The organism is Bacteroides sp. AF34-31BH, assembly GCF_003602795.1.
GTDB classification, from domain to species: Bacteria; Bacteroidota; Bacteroidia; order Bacteroidales; family Bacteroidaceae; genus Bacteroides; species Bacteroides uniformis.
In genome coordinates this window covers 203,649-219,457 of sequence record NZ_QTLV01000001.1, presented here as the reverse complement: position 1 = coordinate 219,457, position 15,809 = coordinate 203,649, and the positions used below count along the sequence as shown (strand labels likewise).

The 15,809-nt window shown below is 46.3% G+C and carries 13 protein-coding genes and 1 pseudogene; 12 read left to right on the top strand and 2 right to left on the bottom strand.

Annotation, left to right across the window (positions count from 1 at the left end; genetic code table 11):
- Nucleotides 1–29 precede the first annotated feature (29 nt).
- Nucleotides 30–587 (bottom strand): annotated as a pseudogene (locus DWZ67_RS00960) (hypothetical protein); the annotation flags it as partial.
- Between DWZ67_RS00960 and DWZ67_RS00955 the strand changes: the two are divergent.
- The 11 genes from DWZ67_RS00955 to DWZ67_RS00900 all read left to right on the top strand — a co-directional run bounded on the left by DWZ67_RS00955 (nt 588) and on the right by DWZ67_RS00900 (nt 14,736).
- Entirely contained in the window at nt 588–2,045 is a 1,458-nt protein-coding gene (locus DWZ67_RS00955; protein WP_120137973.1) for a DUF5690 family protein, read from the top strand.
- Between the two features lie 14 nt (nt 2,046–2,059).
- Nucleotides 2,060–2,854: a phosphonoacetaldehyde hydrolase gene (gene phnX, locus DWZ67_RS00950; RefSeq protein WP_120137972.1), complete on the top strand. Its 795-nt coding sequence runs from the start codon at nt 2,060–2,062 to the stop codon at nt 2,852–2,854.
- A 36-nt stretch (nt 2,855–2,890) separates the two neighbouring features.
- Nucleotides 2,891–3,979, top strand: a complete 1,089-nt coding sequence (locus DWZ67_RS00945; protein WP_087332017.1) for a 2-aminoethylphosphonate--pyruvate transaminase — start codon at nt 2,891–2,893, stop codon at nt 3,977–3,979.
- Between the two features lie 223 nt (nt 3,980–4,202).
- Nucleotides 4,203–5,549: an MATE family efflux transporter gene (locus DWZ67_RS00935; RefSeq protein ID WP_057089571.1), complete on the top strand. Its 1,347-nt coding sequence runs from the start codon at nt 4,203–4,205 to the stop codon at nt 5,547–5,549.
- Nucleotides 5,550–5,580: 31 nt separating this feature from the next.
- Nucleotides 5,581–6,687 carry a DNA polymerase IV gene (gene dinB / locus DWZ67_RS00930; RefSeq protein ID WP_016272878.1) on the top strand — a complete coding sequence of 369 codons (1,107 nt, stop codon included), beginning with the start codon at nt 5,581–5,583 and terminating at the stop codon, nt 6,685–6,687.
- Nucleotides 6,688–6,724: 37 nt separating this feature from the next.
- A complete protein-coding gene (locus tag DWZ67_RS00925) occupies nt 6,725–7,099 on the top strand; it encodes a YccF domain-containing protein (protein ID WP_005832831.1) in 375 nt (124 codons plus the stop codon).
- Between the two features lie 247 nt (nt 7,100–7,346).
- Complete coding sequence (locus DWZ67_RS00920) at nt 7,347–8,030, top strand: hypothetical protein (RefSeq protein WP_120137971.1); 684 nt, start codon at nt 7,347–7,349, stop codon at nt 8,028–8,030.
- 1 nt (nt 8,031) lies between these two features.
- Nucleotides 8,032–10,770: a TonB-dependent receptor domain-containing protein gene (locus DWZ67_RS00915; RefSeq protein WP_120138131.1), complete on the top strand. Its 2,739-nt coding sequence runs from the start codon at nt 8,032–8,034 to the stop codon at nt 10,768–10,770.
- A gap of 6 nt (nt 10,771–10,776) precedes the next feature.
- Entirely contained in the window at nt 10,777–11,940 is a 1,164-nt protein-coding gene (locus DWZ67_RS00910) for a DUF4249 domain-containing protein (RefSeq protein ID WP_120137970.1), read from the top strand.
- 12 nt (nt 11,941–11,952) lie between these two features.
- Nucleotides 11,953–13,086: a DUF4249 domain-containing protein gene (locus DWZ67_RS00905; protein ID WP_120137969.1), complete on the top strand. Its 1,134-nt coding sequence runs from the start codon at nt 11,953–11,955 to the stop codon at nt 13,084–13,086.
- 84 nt (nt 13,087–13,170) lie between these two features.
- The gene (locus DWZ67_RS00900; protein ID WP_227212788.1) at nt 13,171–14,736 is read left to right on the top strand and encodes a hypothetical protein; all 1,566 of its coding nucleotides are present in this window, start codon (nt 13,171–13,173) and stop codon (nt 14,734–14,736) included.
- Between the two features lie 79 nt (nt 14,737–14,815).
- On the opposite strand, the gene DWZ67_RS20010 is transcribed toward DWZ67_RS00900, so the two are convergent.
- Complete coding sequence (locus DWZ67_RS20010) at nt 14,816–14,956, bottom strand: hypothetical protein (RefSeq protein ID WP_016272872.1); 141 nt, start codon at nt 14,954–14,956, stop codon at nt 14,816–14,818.
- 245 nt (nt 14,957–15,201) lie between these two features.
- Between DWZ67_RS20010 and DWZ67_RS00895 the strand changes: the two genes are divergently transcribed.
- Nucleotides 15,202–15,777 (top strand): Crp/Fnr family transcriptional regulator, encoded by a 576-nt coding sequence (locus DWZ67_RS00895; RefSeq protein WP_016272871.1) that lies wholly within the window; start codon nt 15,202–15,204, stop codon nt 15,775–15,777.
- Nucleotides 15,778–15,809 lie beyond the last annotated feature (32 nt).

The window sequence follows — 15,809 nt, the reverse complement described above, 5'->3', positions numbered from 1 at the left end:
GGTTGCAAAGTGAAAATTCCCGGACTGTCTTAGATTTCCAGCATCCGCTTCTCCCGTTCCAGGTCTTTCTCGTTCAGCAGGGGAGAGGGGACGGAGCAGGTTTTGATGAAGTCGCCCGGCTGGCAGGTGTAGTTGTAGTAGGGGCGTTGCTCGTCGGTCAGCTGGTCTTGGGGGATGAGTTGGCCTTTCAGTTCCAGGAAGTCGTCCATGGAGGTGCTGTCCGAGTGTTTGATGAAGAGGATGCGGCGGGCTATGGGGTTGCGGTTGTAGTCCAGGCAGAGGTAGAGCCCTTTGAGCAGGTGGGGAAAGTCGTACATGGGTAGTTGCAGGTAGATGGTGAACAAGGCTAGTTGGGGTGCCTCGCGTTCGTTGAAGAAGATATAGGCATTCTGGTGGTTGTTGAAGACAGCAGTGCCGAAGTGTGTGGTGTTGTAGGCGCTCATGTGCACCACTTTGACGTGGTCGTTGCTGTCGGCAGGGGTTATCAGGTAAGGCTCTACCTTTAAGGCATTGGAGGAGGAAGAGAGGCTGTAACTGATGTAGATGCCGCTGTAATTGTACACTTCCTGCGCCGAGTGGAGCATCTCATGAAGTTTATTAATAATGGAAATTCATTTTTGCTGTCAGCGCCCGCCTCTATCTTTGCCGCCGAAATCAAGAACGAATTTAAACGATACACTATGTTCAACGGTGAGAAAAAACAGATAATACAGAGCAAGAGACTGGCTGATGCCTTGTTCATCCTTTGGGCGGGTGGAGCGGCTTTGCTCTCCTATTCACTGGTCTATGCGCTGCGCAAGCCGTTTACGGCTGCGGGCTTCGACGGGCTCGACTTCTTCGGGATGGATTACAAGACGGCAACCAGCATCGTGCAGATTTCCGGCTATTTTATTTCCAAGCTGATTGGTATCAAGGTAATTTCGGAACTGAAGAAGGAGAACCGTCTGAAGTTCATCATCCTCTCGGTGGCGGTGGCCGAGCTTTCGCTGGTGCTGTTCGGAGCGTTGCCCCGGCCGCTGAATGTCTTTGCGCTGTTCTTCAACGGGCTTTCGTTGGGATGCATGTGGGGAGTGATTTTCAGTTTCCTCGAGGGGCGGCGGGTGACGGACCTGCTGGCGAGCCTAATGGGGCTGAGCATTGCCATCAGTTCGGGCACGGCAAAGTCCGTCGGGCTGTTTGTGATGGAGCATCTCCACATCAGTGAGTTCTGGATGCCTGCCTTTATCGGTGCCTTTGCCTTCCCGCTGCTGTCGTTGCTGGGCTGGCTGATGACGAGAATGCCGCAACCTACCGCGGCAGACCGGGCACTACGCTCGGAACGGGTGACGCTGGACGGCAGGGCGCGTGCGGACCTCTTCAAGAGCTTCATGCCGGTATTGCTGATGCTGTTTGCGGCAAACTTGTTCATCACCGTCTTGCAGGACATCAAGGAGGACTTCCTGGTGAAGATTCTGGATGTGGAGGCGGCGGAGCTGTCGTCGTGGGCATTTGCCAAGGTAGATGCGGTGGTGACACTGATTATCTTGTTGCTTTTCGGGCTGATGTCCGCGGTGAGGAGTAATATAAAGGTGCTGTGCCTGCTGCTGGTGCTTGTGACGTGCGGCACAGCGACCTTGGGATTCGTGGCCTTCAATTACGATGGGTTGCAACTGCCACCCATGACGTGGCTGTTCCTCCAGAGTTTGTCGCTCTATACTGTTTACCTCAGCTTCCAGACGTTGTTCTTCGAGCGTTTCATCGCCTGCTTCCGCATCAAGGGGAATGTGGGGTTCTTTATTGTCACACTCGATTTTATCGGGTATACCGGTACGGTGGTGGTATTGGTATTCAAGGAATTCTTCAATCCGGACATCAACTGGCTGGATTTCTATAACCTGATGTCGGGCTATGTCGGCATTGTGTGCAGCGTGGCTTTCCTATGCTCGGCTGTCTACCTGGTGCAGCGCTATCGCAAGGAGAATGCTTCGGGACCGTTGGGCTCTTCCCTTTTCCGTTTGCGCCGTTGGTCCCGGCCGGGCAATTCCTTGCTTCTTGAGACTGAATAATAATAATATATCGTATGAAAAGAATTGAATGTATCATTATGGACTGGGCAGGAACTGCCGTCGATTACGGTTGTTTTGCTCCCGTCGCCGCCTTTGTCGAGAGCTTTCGGGCCATCGGCGTTCCCGTCACTGCTGCTGAAACACGTGCGCACATGGGGCTGACCAAAGTAGAAGAAATCCGTGCACTGTTCAATATAGAACGTGTCCGGACGGAATTTGAACGGAAATTCGGCCGTCCCGCCGGTGAGGAAGACGTGCAGGCACGTTATGCCGAATTCCAACGGGTGTTGTTTGCCTCGCTCGAAGATTATACCGACCTTATCCCCGGTGTGGTGGAAACGATTTCCGCACTGCGTGCGCAAGGCGTCCGCATTGGCTCCACCACCGGCTATACCCGCTCTATGATGGATGTTGTGCTGCCTGCCGCCACAGCCAAAGGCTATGCGGTAGATAATTGCGTCACTCCCGACGGGTTGCCTGCAGGCCGTCCTGCTCCCTACATGATATATAAGAATATGGCAGACCTCGCCATCCCCTCCGTAGATTGTGTGTTGAAGTATGGCGATACCATCGCCGACATCAAGGAGGGTATCAATGCCAAAGCATGGACCGTCGGCGTAGTCCTCGGCAGTAACGAACTGGGACTGGCACAAGAGGAAGTCTCCTCCCTGCCTGCCGATGAGCTCGAAGCCCGTAAGGCCGATGTCCGCCGCCGCATGCTTGCCGCCGGTGCCCACTATGTGGTCGATACCATTGCCGAGCTCCCCGCAGTCATCGCCGAGATAAACCGTAAACTTGGGATTTTGTAACCCTTATAAACGTATAAACTTAAAAGCTCAATGCATATGAAACCCTACATTCTCCTTACCCCCGGCCCCCTTACCACCTCACAAACCGTCAAGGAAGCCATGCTGACCGACAGGTGTACCTGGGACGAAGACTACAACCTCCACATTGTGGAAGAAATCCGCAAGTCCCTCGTCTCCCTCGCCACCCAGCATACCGGCGACTATACTTCCATCCTCCTGCAAGGTAGCGGCACGTACTGTGTGGAAGCCGTCATCGGTAGCGTCATCAAGCCTGGCGACAAACTTCTCATACTGAGCAACGGCGCCTACGGCGACCGCATGGGCAACATCGCCGAGTATCACGGCATCTCGTACGACATGCTTGCTTTTGACGAAACAGAGCAAGTCTCCGTCAGCTACGTCGACGACTATCTTTCGCACAATGCCGAAATCACCCACGTTGCCGTGGTGCATTGCGAAACCACTACCGGCGTGCTCAATCCCCTCAAGGAGATAGCCCACCTCGTCAAGATGTACGGCAAGAAACTGATTGTAGACGCCATGAGCAGCTTCGGCGGTGTTCCCCTCGATGTACACGAACTGGGCATAGACTTCCTCATCAGCAGTGCCAACAAGTGCATCCAGGGCGTTCCGGGATTTGGCTTCATCATCGCTCGCCGTTCCGAGCTGTTGCACTGCAAGGGCGTCTCCAAGTCACTCTCTCTCGACATTTACGACCAATGGGAAGCCATGGAGAAAGGACATGGCAAATGGCGTTTTACTTCTCCTACACACGTGGTCCGCGCCTTCAAGCAAGCCATGGACGAACAGGCAGAGGAGGGCGGTGTGGAGGCCCGTCACAACAGATATTGCGAGAACCACCGCGTGCTGGTGGACGGCATGCGTTCCCTCGGTTTCCAAACGTTGCTGCCGGACGAGATTCAATCGCCCGTTATTACTTCTTTCCTCTATCCTCATGCCGATTTCAACTTCAAAGCTTTCTACACACAACTGAAAGAGCGTGGATTTGTCATCTATCCGGGAAAGATTTCGCAAGCCGACACTTTCCGTATCGGCAATATCGGAGATGTTCATCCCGAAGATTTCCGGCAGCTGATAGAGATAATTCGCGAGTGTAAATACTAAGCTCCGAATCTGCATAGATTTAATCGTTCCATCGTGGAGGAAAAATCGTTCCACCATGGTGGAACGATTTTTTCCTAGTGGTGGAATAATATTTTCCCCATGATGGAATGATTTGTCCTTCGCCTTCCTTCTTCTTAAGCTTCCCTATTAAATTTGACCTTCGTCAAGTCTGTAAACGCTATCTTTTCGTATTTTTGCACCCAATTTCGGAGGTATCAGATTTATGGCAACATCCAGAGAAATGACGGAAGGACGGGCTCTTCCGTTGATTTTCAACTTTACTTTGCCTTTACTGCTCGGCAATCTGCTGCAACAGACCTATTCATTGGTAGATGCAGCTATCGTGGGGCGCTTTCTGGGTATCAACGCCTTGGCTTCAGTCGGGGCAAGCACTTCGGTCGTTTTTCTTATTCTGGGATTCTGCAATGGCTGTTGCGGAGGTTTCGGCATTCCCGTGGCGCAAAAGTTCGGTGCGCGGGATTATGTCACGATGCGCCGTTATGTGGCTGTCAGCTTGCAGCTGGCTGCGGTGATGTCTGTTGTCATTGCCGTGGTTACCAGCATTTACTGTGCAGATATTCTGCACATGATGAGTACGCCGGAGAACATATTCACGGGAGCCTATTATTACCTGCTTGTCACGTTTATCGGGGTTCCCTTTACTTTCTTCTATAATCTGCTGTCCAGTATTATCCGTGCATTGGGTGACAGCAAGACGCCGTTTTGGTTTCTACTTCTCTCTACGGTACTGAATATCCTGCTCGATTTGTTCTGCATTCTGGTACTGGGTTGGGGAGTGGCAGGAGCTGCCATCGCTACCGTATTTTCACAAGGCGTCTCGGCCATATTGTGCTACATCTATATGATGCGTCGTTTCGACATTCTGAAGACAACGCCTGCCGAGCGGAAATTCGACGGTGCTTTGGCACGCACACTGATGTACATCGGCGTACCCATGGGACTGCAATTTTCCATTACTGCCATTGGCAGCATTATGCTGCAAAGCGCCAATAATGCTTTGGGTACGGCTTGTGTGGCTGCATTCACGGCAGCCATGCGTATCAAGATGTTTTTCATGTGTCCTTTCGAGAGTCTGGGCATGGCAATGGCCACCTATAGCGGGCAAAACTACGGTGCGGGCAAGCCGGAACGTATCTGGATGGGAGTCAAGGCAAGCGCCCTGATGATGATTGTTTATTGGGCGTTCACTTTCTGTGTACTGATGTTCGGTGCCAGGACTTTTGCCCTGCTCTTTGTAGATGCCTCTGAGTTGGAGATTTTAAAGAATACGGAGTTGTTCCTGCACATTTCCGTTTCCTTTTTCCCGGTTTTGGGACTGCTCTGCATCCTGCGATACACTATCCAGGGGGTGGGATATACCAATCTTGCCATGCTTTCCGGTGTCTCGGAGATGATTGCCCGGATACTGGTCAGCCTGCTGGCTGTTCCGGCTTTCGGCTATCTGGCCGTGTGTTTTGGTGACCCTACTGCATGGATTTTTGCAGATGCCTTTTTAATACCAGCCTTCATTTATGTCTATCGGCGGATACTTCGGATGAAGAAAAATTAGTGTATCTTTGTATCGGGGAGTTGAAAGAAGAATGACCGGACGAAAAATTATACACATCGATATGGACGCATTCTACGCCTCCGTAGAACAGCGTGATAATCCTGCATTGCGGGGCAAGCCCATTGCCGTGGGCCATGCGGAGGAACGGGGAGTGGTGGCGGCAGCCAGTTACGAGGCACGGCGTTTCGGGGTGCGTTCTGCCATGTCGTCACTGAAGGCAAAGCGGCTGTGCCCCCAACTTATCTTTATCCCGGGACGGATGGAAGTCTACAAATCCGTTTCCCGCCAGATACACGAAATCTTTCATGAATATACGGATGTCATCGAGCCCATTTCGCTGGACGAGGCTTTTCTGGATGTGACGGAGAATAAACCGGGCATTCCATTGGCTGTAGACATCGCGAAGGAGATAAAGCGGAAGGTGCGGGAGAGATTGAATCTGGTGGCTTCCGCCGGCATATCCTATAATAAGTTTCTTGCCAAGATAGCCTCGGACTACCGCAAGCCGGACGGGCTTTGCACCATACATCCTGCCCAGGCGTTGGACTTTGTTGCCCGGCTGCCCATTGAAAGTTTCTGGGGAGTGGGGCCGGTAACGGCGAAAAAAATGCATACTTTGGGAATTCACAATGGAGAGCAGCTGCGCATGCAGTCTTTGGAAATGCTGACCCGCGAATTTGGCAAAGTGGGGACAGTCTATTATGATTTTGCCCGTGGCGTTGATACCCGTCCGGTAGAGGCTGTCCGCATCCGCAAGTCTGTGGGCTGTGAACATACGTTGGAGAAGGACATCAGCAAGCGTTCATCCGTCATTATAGAGTTGTACCATGCGGCAGTGGAGCTGGTGGGGCGTCTGGAGCACACCAATTTTCGTGGGAATACGCTGACGCTGAAAATCAAGTTTCATGATTTTAGCCAGATTACCCGTAGTATGACTCAAACAAAGGAACTGGTTGCTCTTGACGTGATTCTGCCTTTGGCAAAGCAATTGCTGCAGGAAGTGGATTATGAACATCATCCTATCCGTTTGATTGGGCTTTCCGTTTCCAACCCCCGTGAAGAGGGGGAGGAGAAAGGAGTCTGGGAACAGCTGAGTTTTGAATTTAGTGACTGGGAGACGGAACATTCAAATAAATAATGCTATATTTGTGTTCAGTATCAAAAAAAGGAAAGCTATGGGCTGTTTTATGAATATTTTGTGGTTGATGTTTGGAGGTATCATCACTGCTGTGGAGTATCTTATTGCAAGTTTATTGATGATGTTCACCATTATTGGCATCCCTTTCGGCATGCAGACCTTGAAAATGGCAAGCCTTGCCTTGTGGCCTTTCGGCAAAGAGGTTCGTAGCGGGGAACGTTCCAACGGCTGCCTCTATGTGCTGATGAATATTCTTTGGATATTCTTGGGCGGCATTTGGATTTGCCTTTCGCACTTGGGATTCGGGTTGTTGCTGTGCATCACCATTATAGGCATTCCTTTCGGTATCCAACATTTTAAACTGGCAGGGCTGGCATTGACTCCTTTCGGGAAGGATATTGTTGCGGCTTGAGTTATTACGTTGCGTTGATGATTGGCCTTTTATGAATATATGTAAATATAATTGATTCTATGGACTGGCTGTTGTTTTGGCCCGGGTAAATCTCTTTCTAATTGTATGCTAAATGTTTAGCTTTTTGTTTAGCACCTGGATATACCTTTATTTTTCTACTTTTATTTGAATTATATATAAGAATAATTTTGTTTTCTGAAGTGAAACGTTATATTTGTCCCATCCTCATTTATAACACTTCACATATATGCGAAAAACACACCTTTACACGCTACTATGCGTCCTATGTTTTCCATCTTTGGTTTGTGCACAACAAGCCGTTTTTGATGAATTCAGAAAAGCGGCAGGAGATTATGCTGCTCTTTACTCCGGTAAGGCAGAGGAAAATTATAACCAGCAGAAGTATCTTAACCATCCCTATTGGAATACGGATGAATTTCGCGAGGGGGCTGTCTGTTATGGCAGATGGCTTTACTCGGATTTGCAGCTCCGTTATGATACCTATAAAAAGAGTCTGATTGTGGTTACTCCGGAGAAACGGATAACCTTGCAGGTAGATATGCGGAAAGTGGATTATTTTGTCATAGAAGGACAGAAGTTTGTACCGCAGGGTGACTGTTTCGCTGCGTTGCTATATGATAGTCCGCAAATGTGCCTGACACAGTATATCGTATCCACAATGGAGTCTCAGGTGAAGAAAAACGATCTTTATTACAGCCGGTTCAAGAAAAAGAGCTATTTCAGTCTTCGCAGTGGCGGAACCGATTATGTGATAACTTCCCGTTCGGGTTTCTTGAAACTTTTTCCTACATACAAGAAGCAGTTGAAGGCTTATTGCCGGAAAGAGCGGCTGGACTTCAAGGAAAATGGCGGTGTCCGGGCAATGACCCGGTTAACGGAATATATTGATTCCTTAATTCATGGAAAATAATATGAAAGCACATAATCTTAAATATACAGTAGCCTTTTTCCTCCTATTGTCGCCTTTCGGCATGTTTGCACAGCAACAGATGGCTATGGACAGCATTTCCATATTCGAATTGATGGATGCAGTAGAAAAGGGCACGTCTTGCCGTATTTATACAACGATAACGGTTCCTTTTAAAGTGAAGCGGGCAGAGGTGAAGAACCCCACTGCCGAGTACTTGAGAGAGGCTTTGGCAGCTACTATCTATAAGGTGACGGTTTATGGTGACAGAATATTTGTCTTGCCGGAGGTTTTTCTGGCCACCTCGCTGCCACCGGTATTGATGGGGGAAAAGTTGGAGACGGATGAGGAACTATTGCCTTCATACATTCCTATTGTGAAGTCTTCTTCAGAAAACAAGGTCTATGAGATAGGAAACAAGTACAAGCCTGCCCCCGGAGATATGATAACTTTGACCGGAAGAGTTTCTGACTTTAAGACCGGCCAGAATCTGGATGGTATCAACATCATTCATCGAGAGCCGTGGGTAGCTACGACGACCAACCGTCAGGGGGAATTTACCATTGACCTGCCTGCAGGCTATAATATTCTTGAAATCAGTGGGATGAATATCAAAGTGACCCATCGGCAATTTATGCTTTATGGTGAAGGCATTGTCCATATCGAGTTGGAAGAGGAAGACCATATGCTGGATGAGGTGCTTATTGTTTCGGGGCGTATACAGAACGTGAAAAGTGTGCAGTTGGGAATGGAGAAGCTGCAGCCTGCCCTGCTGAAAAACATTCCTACGGCTATGGGTGAGGTGGATGTGCTGAAGATGATACAGACACTTCCCGGCATCAAGACAGTGGGGGAGGCATCAAGCGGTTACAATGTGCGTGGGAGTGCCGCTGACCAGAACCTGCTTCTTTTCAATAACGGAACGATTTATAACCCCAATCATCTTTTCGGTTTTTTCACGGCTTTTAATTCGGACATGATAAAGGATGCGGAACTTTATAAGAGCAGTATCCCCAGCCAGTATGGCGGGCGTATCGCTTCCGTACTGAACATCACCAGCAAGGAGGCGAACAAGGAAAAGTTTACCGGTTCTGCAGGTATCGGGCTTGTGACCAGTAAGTTGAATCTCGAGATTCCCATCATTAAGGAAAAGACTTCCCTTCTGCTGAGTGGACGTACGACCTATTCGGACTGGATAATGAAGACATTGCCCAACAAAAGCGGGTATCGTGATGGGAAAGCCGGTTTCTATGATTTGGGGACTGTCTTCTCGCATACGGTGAACGAGCGCAACAAGCTGAATGTCTATGGCTATTATAGTCACGACCGTTTTGCCTTTAATGACAATGAGAAGTATGCCTACAACAATATGAATTTCTCGGCAAACTGGAGGACCGTCTTTGCAGAAAAGCTGACCGGAAACTTCTCTTTCGGTTATGACCACTACGATTACCGAAATGATGAAACGGTGGAGGAAGCGTCTGCCGCACGGCTGTCTTTTGCCATTAACCAATGGTTTGGAAAAGCGGACTTTCTTTATCAAGCCGGCAATAGCCATGCGGTGAACTTCGGTTTGATGAGCCAGCTGTATAATGTGAATTCCGGGACCTACGAGCCGGTGGGGCCTAATTCGCTGGTAAGATATGATGAACTGCAAAAGGATAAAGCACTGGAAAGTGCCGTTTATATAGGGGATGAATGGGATATAACTTCCAGGCTCTCCATCAATGCGGGTATACGCTATTCCATGCTCAATGCTTTGGGACCGCGCACTTACTATACATATCAGGAAGGTATACTGCCCTCCATGTCTTCGGTGGCGGATTCTATCACGGCGGGGAATGGAAAGGTCATCAAGACCTATCACGGACCGGAATTCAGAGTGTCGGCACGTTATGCCTTTACAGATGATTTTTCCGTAAAGGCCGGTTTCAATACGATGAGGCAGTATATCCATAAGGTATCGAATACTGCCGTTATGTCTCCTACAGATACCTGGAAGCTGAGCGACCCCAATATCAAGCCTCAACGTGGCTGGCAGGTGGCGGCAGGCGCCTACTATAATACGCCGGGGCAACTTCTGGAATTATCTGTAGAAGGATATTACAAAAAGCTGATTGATTATCTGGATTATCGCAGTTCCGCCCAAATCCTGATGAACCACCATCTGGAGACGGATGTCATCAATACGGAGGGATATGCCTACGGCGTAGAATTTCAGGTGAAGAAACCGGTAGGAAAACTGAACGGATGGATGAGCTATACTTATTCGCGCACTTTCTTGCGTCAGAATGATCCGCGCATAGCCCGTCCCATCAATGGTGGAGAATGGTATCCGACCGAGTATGATAAGCCGCATGACTTCAAGCTTGTAGGTAATTATAAGTTTACCCGTCGTTACAGCATGTCTTTCAATATGGATTACAGTACGGGCCGTCCCACCACAATTCCTGCCGGGCAATACTACGACCAGGGTCTGAAGAAAATGCAGGTTTACTATACCGACCGTAACAGTTATCGTGTTCCCGACTATTTCCGTATGGATTTGTCGTTCAATATTGAACCCAGCCATCACCTGACATTGTTGACCCACAGTTCCCTTTCTTTCGGTATCTATAACCTGACCGGAAGGAAGAATGTGTACTCTGTCTATTTTGTGTCCGAGGAGGGTAGGATTCAAGGATACAAGATGTCCATATTCGGTGCTCCCATTCCTTTTGTTACTTATAATATTAAATTCTGAAAGGGTATGAAGAATAAAATATATTGGGTGATATGTATATGTCCGTTATGGTTGTTCCTTAGTAATTGTGTGGATAAGTTCAATGCCCATTTGCCGGAAAGTAGTATCGGCCTTCTCATAGTTGAAGGTAGTATTATATCGGATAGTGCTGTCGTGTTTTCTTTGAGCCGTTCCTTTTCCTTGGATGTGGAAGGGGTTCCTCCTGATTTCAATAAGGTGGATGCTGAAGTTTGTGTAACCGGTGAGGATGGCTCCAGTTTTAGGGGTGTTGCGTTGGGTAATGGAAAGTACCGGGTTGCTGTCGGAACATTGCATAGGGATGTCCGCTATAGCTTGAAGATTGTCTATGAGGGAGATATCTATACTTCCGAACCTCAATATCCGATAGGAACGGAAAGCATAGACGATGTCACCTACGAACAGCAAGGGGAGTATGGTGATGTCAGCATCCGTTTCTCCATGCAAAGCAAAGATGCTGCATGTTATTTCTGGAATTATGAAGAAGATTGGGAGGTTAGAGCAGTATACAATCCTATGTGTGCTTATGATCCCGATACAGACAAGGTTGTTGATTATGATGCCAGACCATACTCACGCGGATGGTGTCACAGTGAATCGTCCGAGATAATAATAGGTAATATGGAAATAAACAAGGATAATCGTGTAAAGGATAAGTGTCTCTATTCCATTGAAGCAGATGATATTCGTTTTTCTTGTTGTTACAGTACTATAGTGAAACAACGTAAGATTTCGAAGAGTGAATATGAATATTATCAGGAGAAAATAAAGCTTAATGAGGAGATGGGTGGGTTGTTTGTTCCCCAGCCTTCGGAATTGCCGTCGAACATTAGATGTGAAAGTTCAGCTAAACAGGCTATTGGATATGTTGGTGTCAGTTTGAATGTGGCGGAATATCGTATTTTCATTTCTACAGATGATATACAATATAGGCTTCCTGAGGGGTATTGTCAGGGAGCGAAAGGGCTGAAAGAAGAGTATACATTTTTAGATTTATACTTGATGGGGTATACCATTGCATATCCGGACCCGGACCCACGTACGGGATTCAAAGGTTATGCATGGGTTTCTGGAGGTTGTACAGACGTACGCTATTTAGGTGCCAGCTTGGAAAAGCCTTCCTTCTGGCCAGTTGAAATCAATCTGTTTTAATAAGAAAAAGCGATGAATAATGCAAAATATATAGTAACATGGATATGCTTGTTGTGGCTCACTATTGGCAGTTGTGTGGATAAATTCAATGCGCACTTGCCGGAGAGTAGTACGAGGGTGCTTATAGTTGAAGGTAACATCATATCAGATAGTACAGTCGTTTTTTCCTTGAGCTGTTCCTTTCCTTTGAATGTAGAAGGAATTCCTCAGGATTATAACAAGATAGATGCAGAAGTCAGTGTAGTAGGAAGTGATGGTTCTTGTTTTAATGGCACTTCTTTGGGAGATGGAAAATACCAAGTTGTAATTGGCGCTTTGAATAAAGATGCCAGCTATAGTCTGAAAATTGTGTATGAAGGGGATATTTATACTTCGGAGCCTCAATATCCATTGGAGACAGAAACAATAAATGACGTTACCTACGAGCAACCGGAAAAATACGGTGACATCTCTATCCGCTTTTCTATGCGGAGTGAAGATGGCGGATGTTATTTCTGGAGTTACGAGGAAGATTGGGAAGTGAGGGCAGTATATAATCCCAAGTTCCGTTATGACCCTACCACTGATGAGGTGGTTGATTTTGATGCTACACCATATGCACGGGGATGGTGTCATGATAAGTCGGCTAAAATCATAGTAGGTAATATAGGAACAAATAAGGATACTCAATTGAAGGATAAGTGGCTCTATTCTATAAAGGCGGATAATAACCGTGTCTTTCATCATTATAGCACTTTGGTGAAACAGCGTAAGATTTCGAGGGGCGAGTACGAATATTATCAGGAGAAAATAAAAATCAATGAAGAAATGGGCGGATTGTTTATTCCTCAGCCTTCGGAACTTCCTACGAATATTACTTGCAACAATTCAGACAAAAATGTAGTTGGTTATGTGGGAGTTAGCATGAATGTGGCAAAATATCGTATTTTCATTTCTGCCGATGATATATATTATAGGTTTCCTGACGGTTATTGCCAAGAATTTAGAGGTTGGGCAGATTCGTACATGGATTTATATGTGATGGGATATGCTATTGCTTATCCATTGATGGTAGGTTATGCATGGGTTTCCGGAGGTTGTACAGACGTACGCTATTTAGGTGCCAGCTTGGAAAAGCCTTCCTTCTGGCCGGATGAAATGAATTAATATTGAAATGATATGAAGAGAGTGATATTTTGTATTATAGGTTGGGTTCTTGTATTGGGATTACACGCTCAAATTGTTGAGAATATGCGTATTTATACAGACAAGGACTGCTATGTGGCTGGAGAAGATTTGTGGATAAAAGTTTGTGTGACGGATTCCTTGTCTCGTGGAAGCGTATTAAGCAAAGTAGCTTATGTAGAGATAAGTGACACGAAGCTGGTATACGCACAAGGTAAAATCGACTTGCAGAACGGGAATGGATGGGGACGTATCAGACTTCCGCAAGTCATGCATACCGGAGCTTACCAACTGACGGCATATACGCGTTATATGAGGAACTATCCTATGGCTTGTTTCCCAAAGAAGTATATAGCCTTGCTTAATACTGTTCAGACAACAGAGGAGGATAATGTGGAACTTTTCACGGATTCCATTACCGTTTCACAAGCTTCCGGCAATCAGCTTTCCGGAGCGGACTTATGGACAGATAAATCGGTCTATGGGAACCGGAGTAAAGTAGCCTTGACATTACCCAATCTGCCTGCTGATGTCAAGGAGCTTACTTTGTCCGTAGTACGAAAAGACTATGTGCTAAAGGGGTTTCCAATATCAGCCGACGGGCAGAAGAACTATACAAGTGTTCCGGAACGGTCATTTGCTGCAGAGTGTGAAGGGCATATTGTAACCGGCAGGCTGATGGGAGCGCCTGCTGACAATGTAAATGCACGTCTGGCATGTGTGGGCAAGGATATTCGTGTCTTTGGCGGACAGCCTAAGGCTGACGCTATTTATGCTTTTTATACGACCGGAATAACGGATATGCAGGAGATTGTATTAACTGCATTACCGGAGGAGGAAAGTCCCTGCCGATTGGAGCTTATTTCTCCTTTTGTCGGGGTGTTGGCAGAAAAACTTCCTAAAGTCTGTGTGTCATTTCGGAAAGAAGACTTGATAGAGCGTGGTTTCAGCGCGCAATTACATTCTCTTTTGCCGGTAGATTCTTCGTATAGCAAGAGTATATTGCAACAACTTTATGATTTTGTTCCCGCTTCCACTTATAATCTGGATGAGTATGTTCGTTTCAGGACTGTGAGGGATGTTTTTGTGGAATTTGTCAAGGGAATACGTATCAGTCAGCTGGAAGGTAAAGATGTCATCCGGATACTGCAACCGGATATAAGGAGATTCAGTAATATGAAAACACTGGTGTTGTTAGACGGGATTCCGTTTGATGACCATGAAACCATTCTGAACTATGATGCCCGTTTGATACACTATATACATCGTTATACTGGCAAATATACTTTTGGCGGGGAGTTGTATGATGGAATTGTTTCGTTTATAACCCATCGGGGAACATTGCCTGATATACGTTTGGATAAGAATTCACAGATGTTTTCTTATGAGTTTCCACAAAAGAGAATCGCATTTGTTGCTCCATCATACAATTCAGAGAAACAAGCCGGTTCTCGCTTACCGGATTTTCGGCATACACTTTATTGGAATCCGGAGATAACTTCCGCTATGGGTACACTCAACTTTTATACTTCGGATATGAACGGAATATATATAATTACCCTACAAGGAATTTCGGTTGACGGTAGGGAGATAAGGATGCAAAGCGAGTTTGTAGTTGGTGCTAACCATTAGTATAGATGGATAAAAAAGAAAAAGGGCAGAGAACTGAAAAGTTCCCTGCCCTTTATTCATTGTATTTAAAGGTGTTTTTTTACATGGTTACGAGGGACTGCTTTGCAAGCAGCTTTTGTAGTTTACCGTTCAGTGTTTGACACATTGTTCCATTACCCCTTGCCTGATAGCGTTTGATTTGGTACTGTAACATAAAAATTTCATTTGCATTCTTTTTCATAATTCTCATCTTTTTGTGCTCTCCGCGTTTCGGAAAGCGGGTTTTTACATCTTTTCTTTTATCTTATAACGTTGCAAAGATACGAAATGTTTGCGAGAAATGTGTTTTATAACATAAAAAATAGCCATTCATCCTTTATTTTCTTTAGAAATACTAGATTTTGCAATCTATATATGACAAATATGTTACGCAAGTTTCGCAAACTCTTCCTTGTTTTATACCTTTGTAAAAAGGAATATTTTAGTATGGAGAATATTGTCAGAACAATAAGAGCTTATTATCCGGTTTCAGATGAAGCATTGGCAGCATTGACACATGGTTTTGAAAAGCAAGTGTTTCCTGCCAAAACACTTATTATCCGTGCAGGACAATTTGATAGGCAAGTCCACTTCATAGAGAAGGGAATGACACGCTCGTACACCTTGCACGATGGAAAAGAAATAACGACATGGTTCTCTATGGAAGGTGATGTAGCTTGTGGCTCGTGGGATTTATATAGGAACAAAGCAGGCTTTGAATACGTGGAAACATTGGAAGAAACACTGGTCTATTCTATTTCCATTGAAACGCTTAATGAGTTGTATAAGTCAGATATAGATATTGCAAATTGGATGAGGGTGTTACAACAGGAAAATTTTCTTCGCTTACAAGATATTCATATATCTCGCCTCAACTTGTCTGCGTATGAGCGTTATGAAAAATTAATGAGTGAGTGTCCGGCCCTTTTTCATAGAGTGACTTTGGGACATATCGCTTCTTTCCTTGGCATTACACAACAATCATTGAGTCGTATTAGGGCAAAGGGGTATTTTTTAACATAGGATAAATTCCTATACATTAGAGTTTTGTATTT

What these genes read in the sequence shown, in the direction of transcription:
- DWZ67_RS00955 (WP_120137973.1), top strand. Translation starts at nt 588, where the DNA reads ATGAAGTTTATTAATAATGGAAATTCATTTTTGCTGTCAGCGCCCGCC.
- phnX (WP_120137972.1), top strand. Translation starts at nt 2,060, where the DNA reads ATGAAAAGAATTGAATGTATCATTATGGACTGGGCAGGAACTGCCGTC.
- DWZ67_RS00945 (WP_087332017.1), top strand. Translation starts at nt 2,891, where the DNA reads ATGAAACCCTACATTCTCCTTACCCCCGGCCCCCTTACCACCTCACAA.
- DWZ67_RS00935 (WP_057089571.1), top strand. Translation starts at nt 4,203, where the DNA reads ATGGCAACATCCAGAGAAATGACGGAAGGACGGGCTCTTCCGTTGATT.
- dinB (WP_016272878.1), top strand. Translation starts at nt 5,581, where the DNA reads ATGACCGGACGAAAAATTATACACATCGATATGGACGCATTCTACGCC.
- DWZ67_RS00925 (WP_005832831.1), top strand. Translation starts at nt 6,725, where the DNA reads ATGGGCTGTTTTATGAATATTTTGTGGTTGATGTTTGGAGGTATCATC.
- DWZ67_RS00920 (WP_120137971.1), top strand. Translation starts at nt 7,347, where the DNA reads ATGCGAAAAACACACCTTTACACGCTACTATGCGTCCTATGTTTTCCA.
- DWZ67_RS00915 (WP_120138131.1), top strand. Translation starts at nt 8,032, where the DNA reads ATGAAAGCACATAATCTTAAATATACAGTAGCCTTTTTCCTCCTATTG.
- DWZ67_RS00910 (WP_120137970.1), top strand. Translation starts at nt 10,777, where the DNA reads ATGAAGAATAAAATATATTGGGTGATATGTATATGTCCGTTATGGTTG.
- DWZ67_RS00905 (WP_120137969.1), top strand. Translation starts at nt 11,953, where the DNA reads ATGAATAATGCAAAATATATAGTAACATGGATATGCTTGTTGTGGCTC.
- DWZ67_RS00900 (WP_227212788.1), top strand. Translation starts at nt 13,171, where the DNA reads ATGCGTATTTATACAGACAAGGACTGCTATGTGGCTGGAGAAGATTTG.
- DWZ67_RS20010 (WP_016272872.1), bottom strand. Translation starts at nt 14,956, where the DNA reads ATGAAAAAGAATGCAAATGAAATTTTTATGTTACAGTACCAAATCAAA.
- DWZ67_RS00895 (WP_016272871.1), top strand. Translation starts at nt 15,202, where the DNA reads ATGGAGAATATTGTCAGAACAATAAGAGCTTATTATCCGGTTTCAGAT.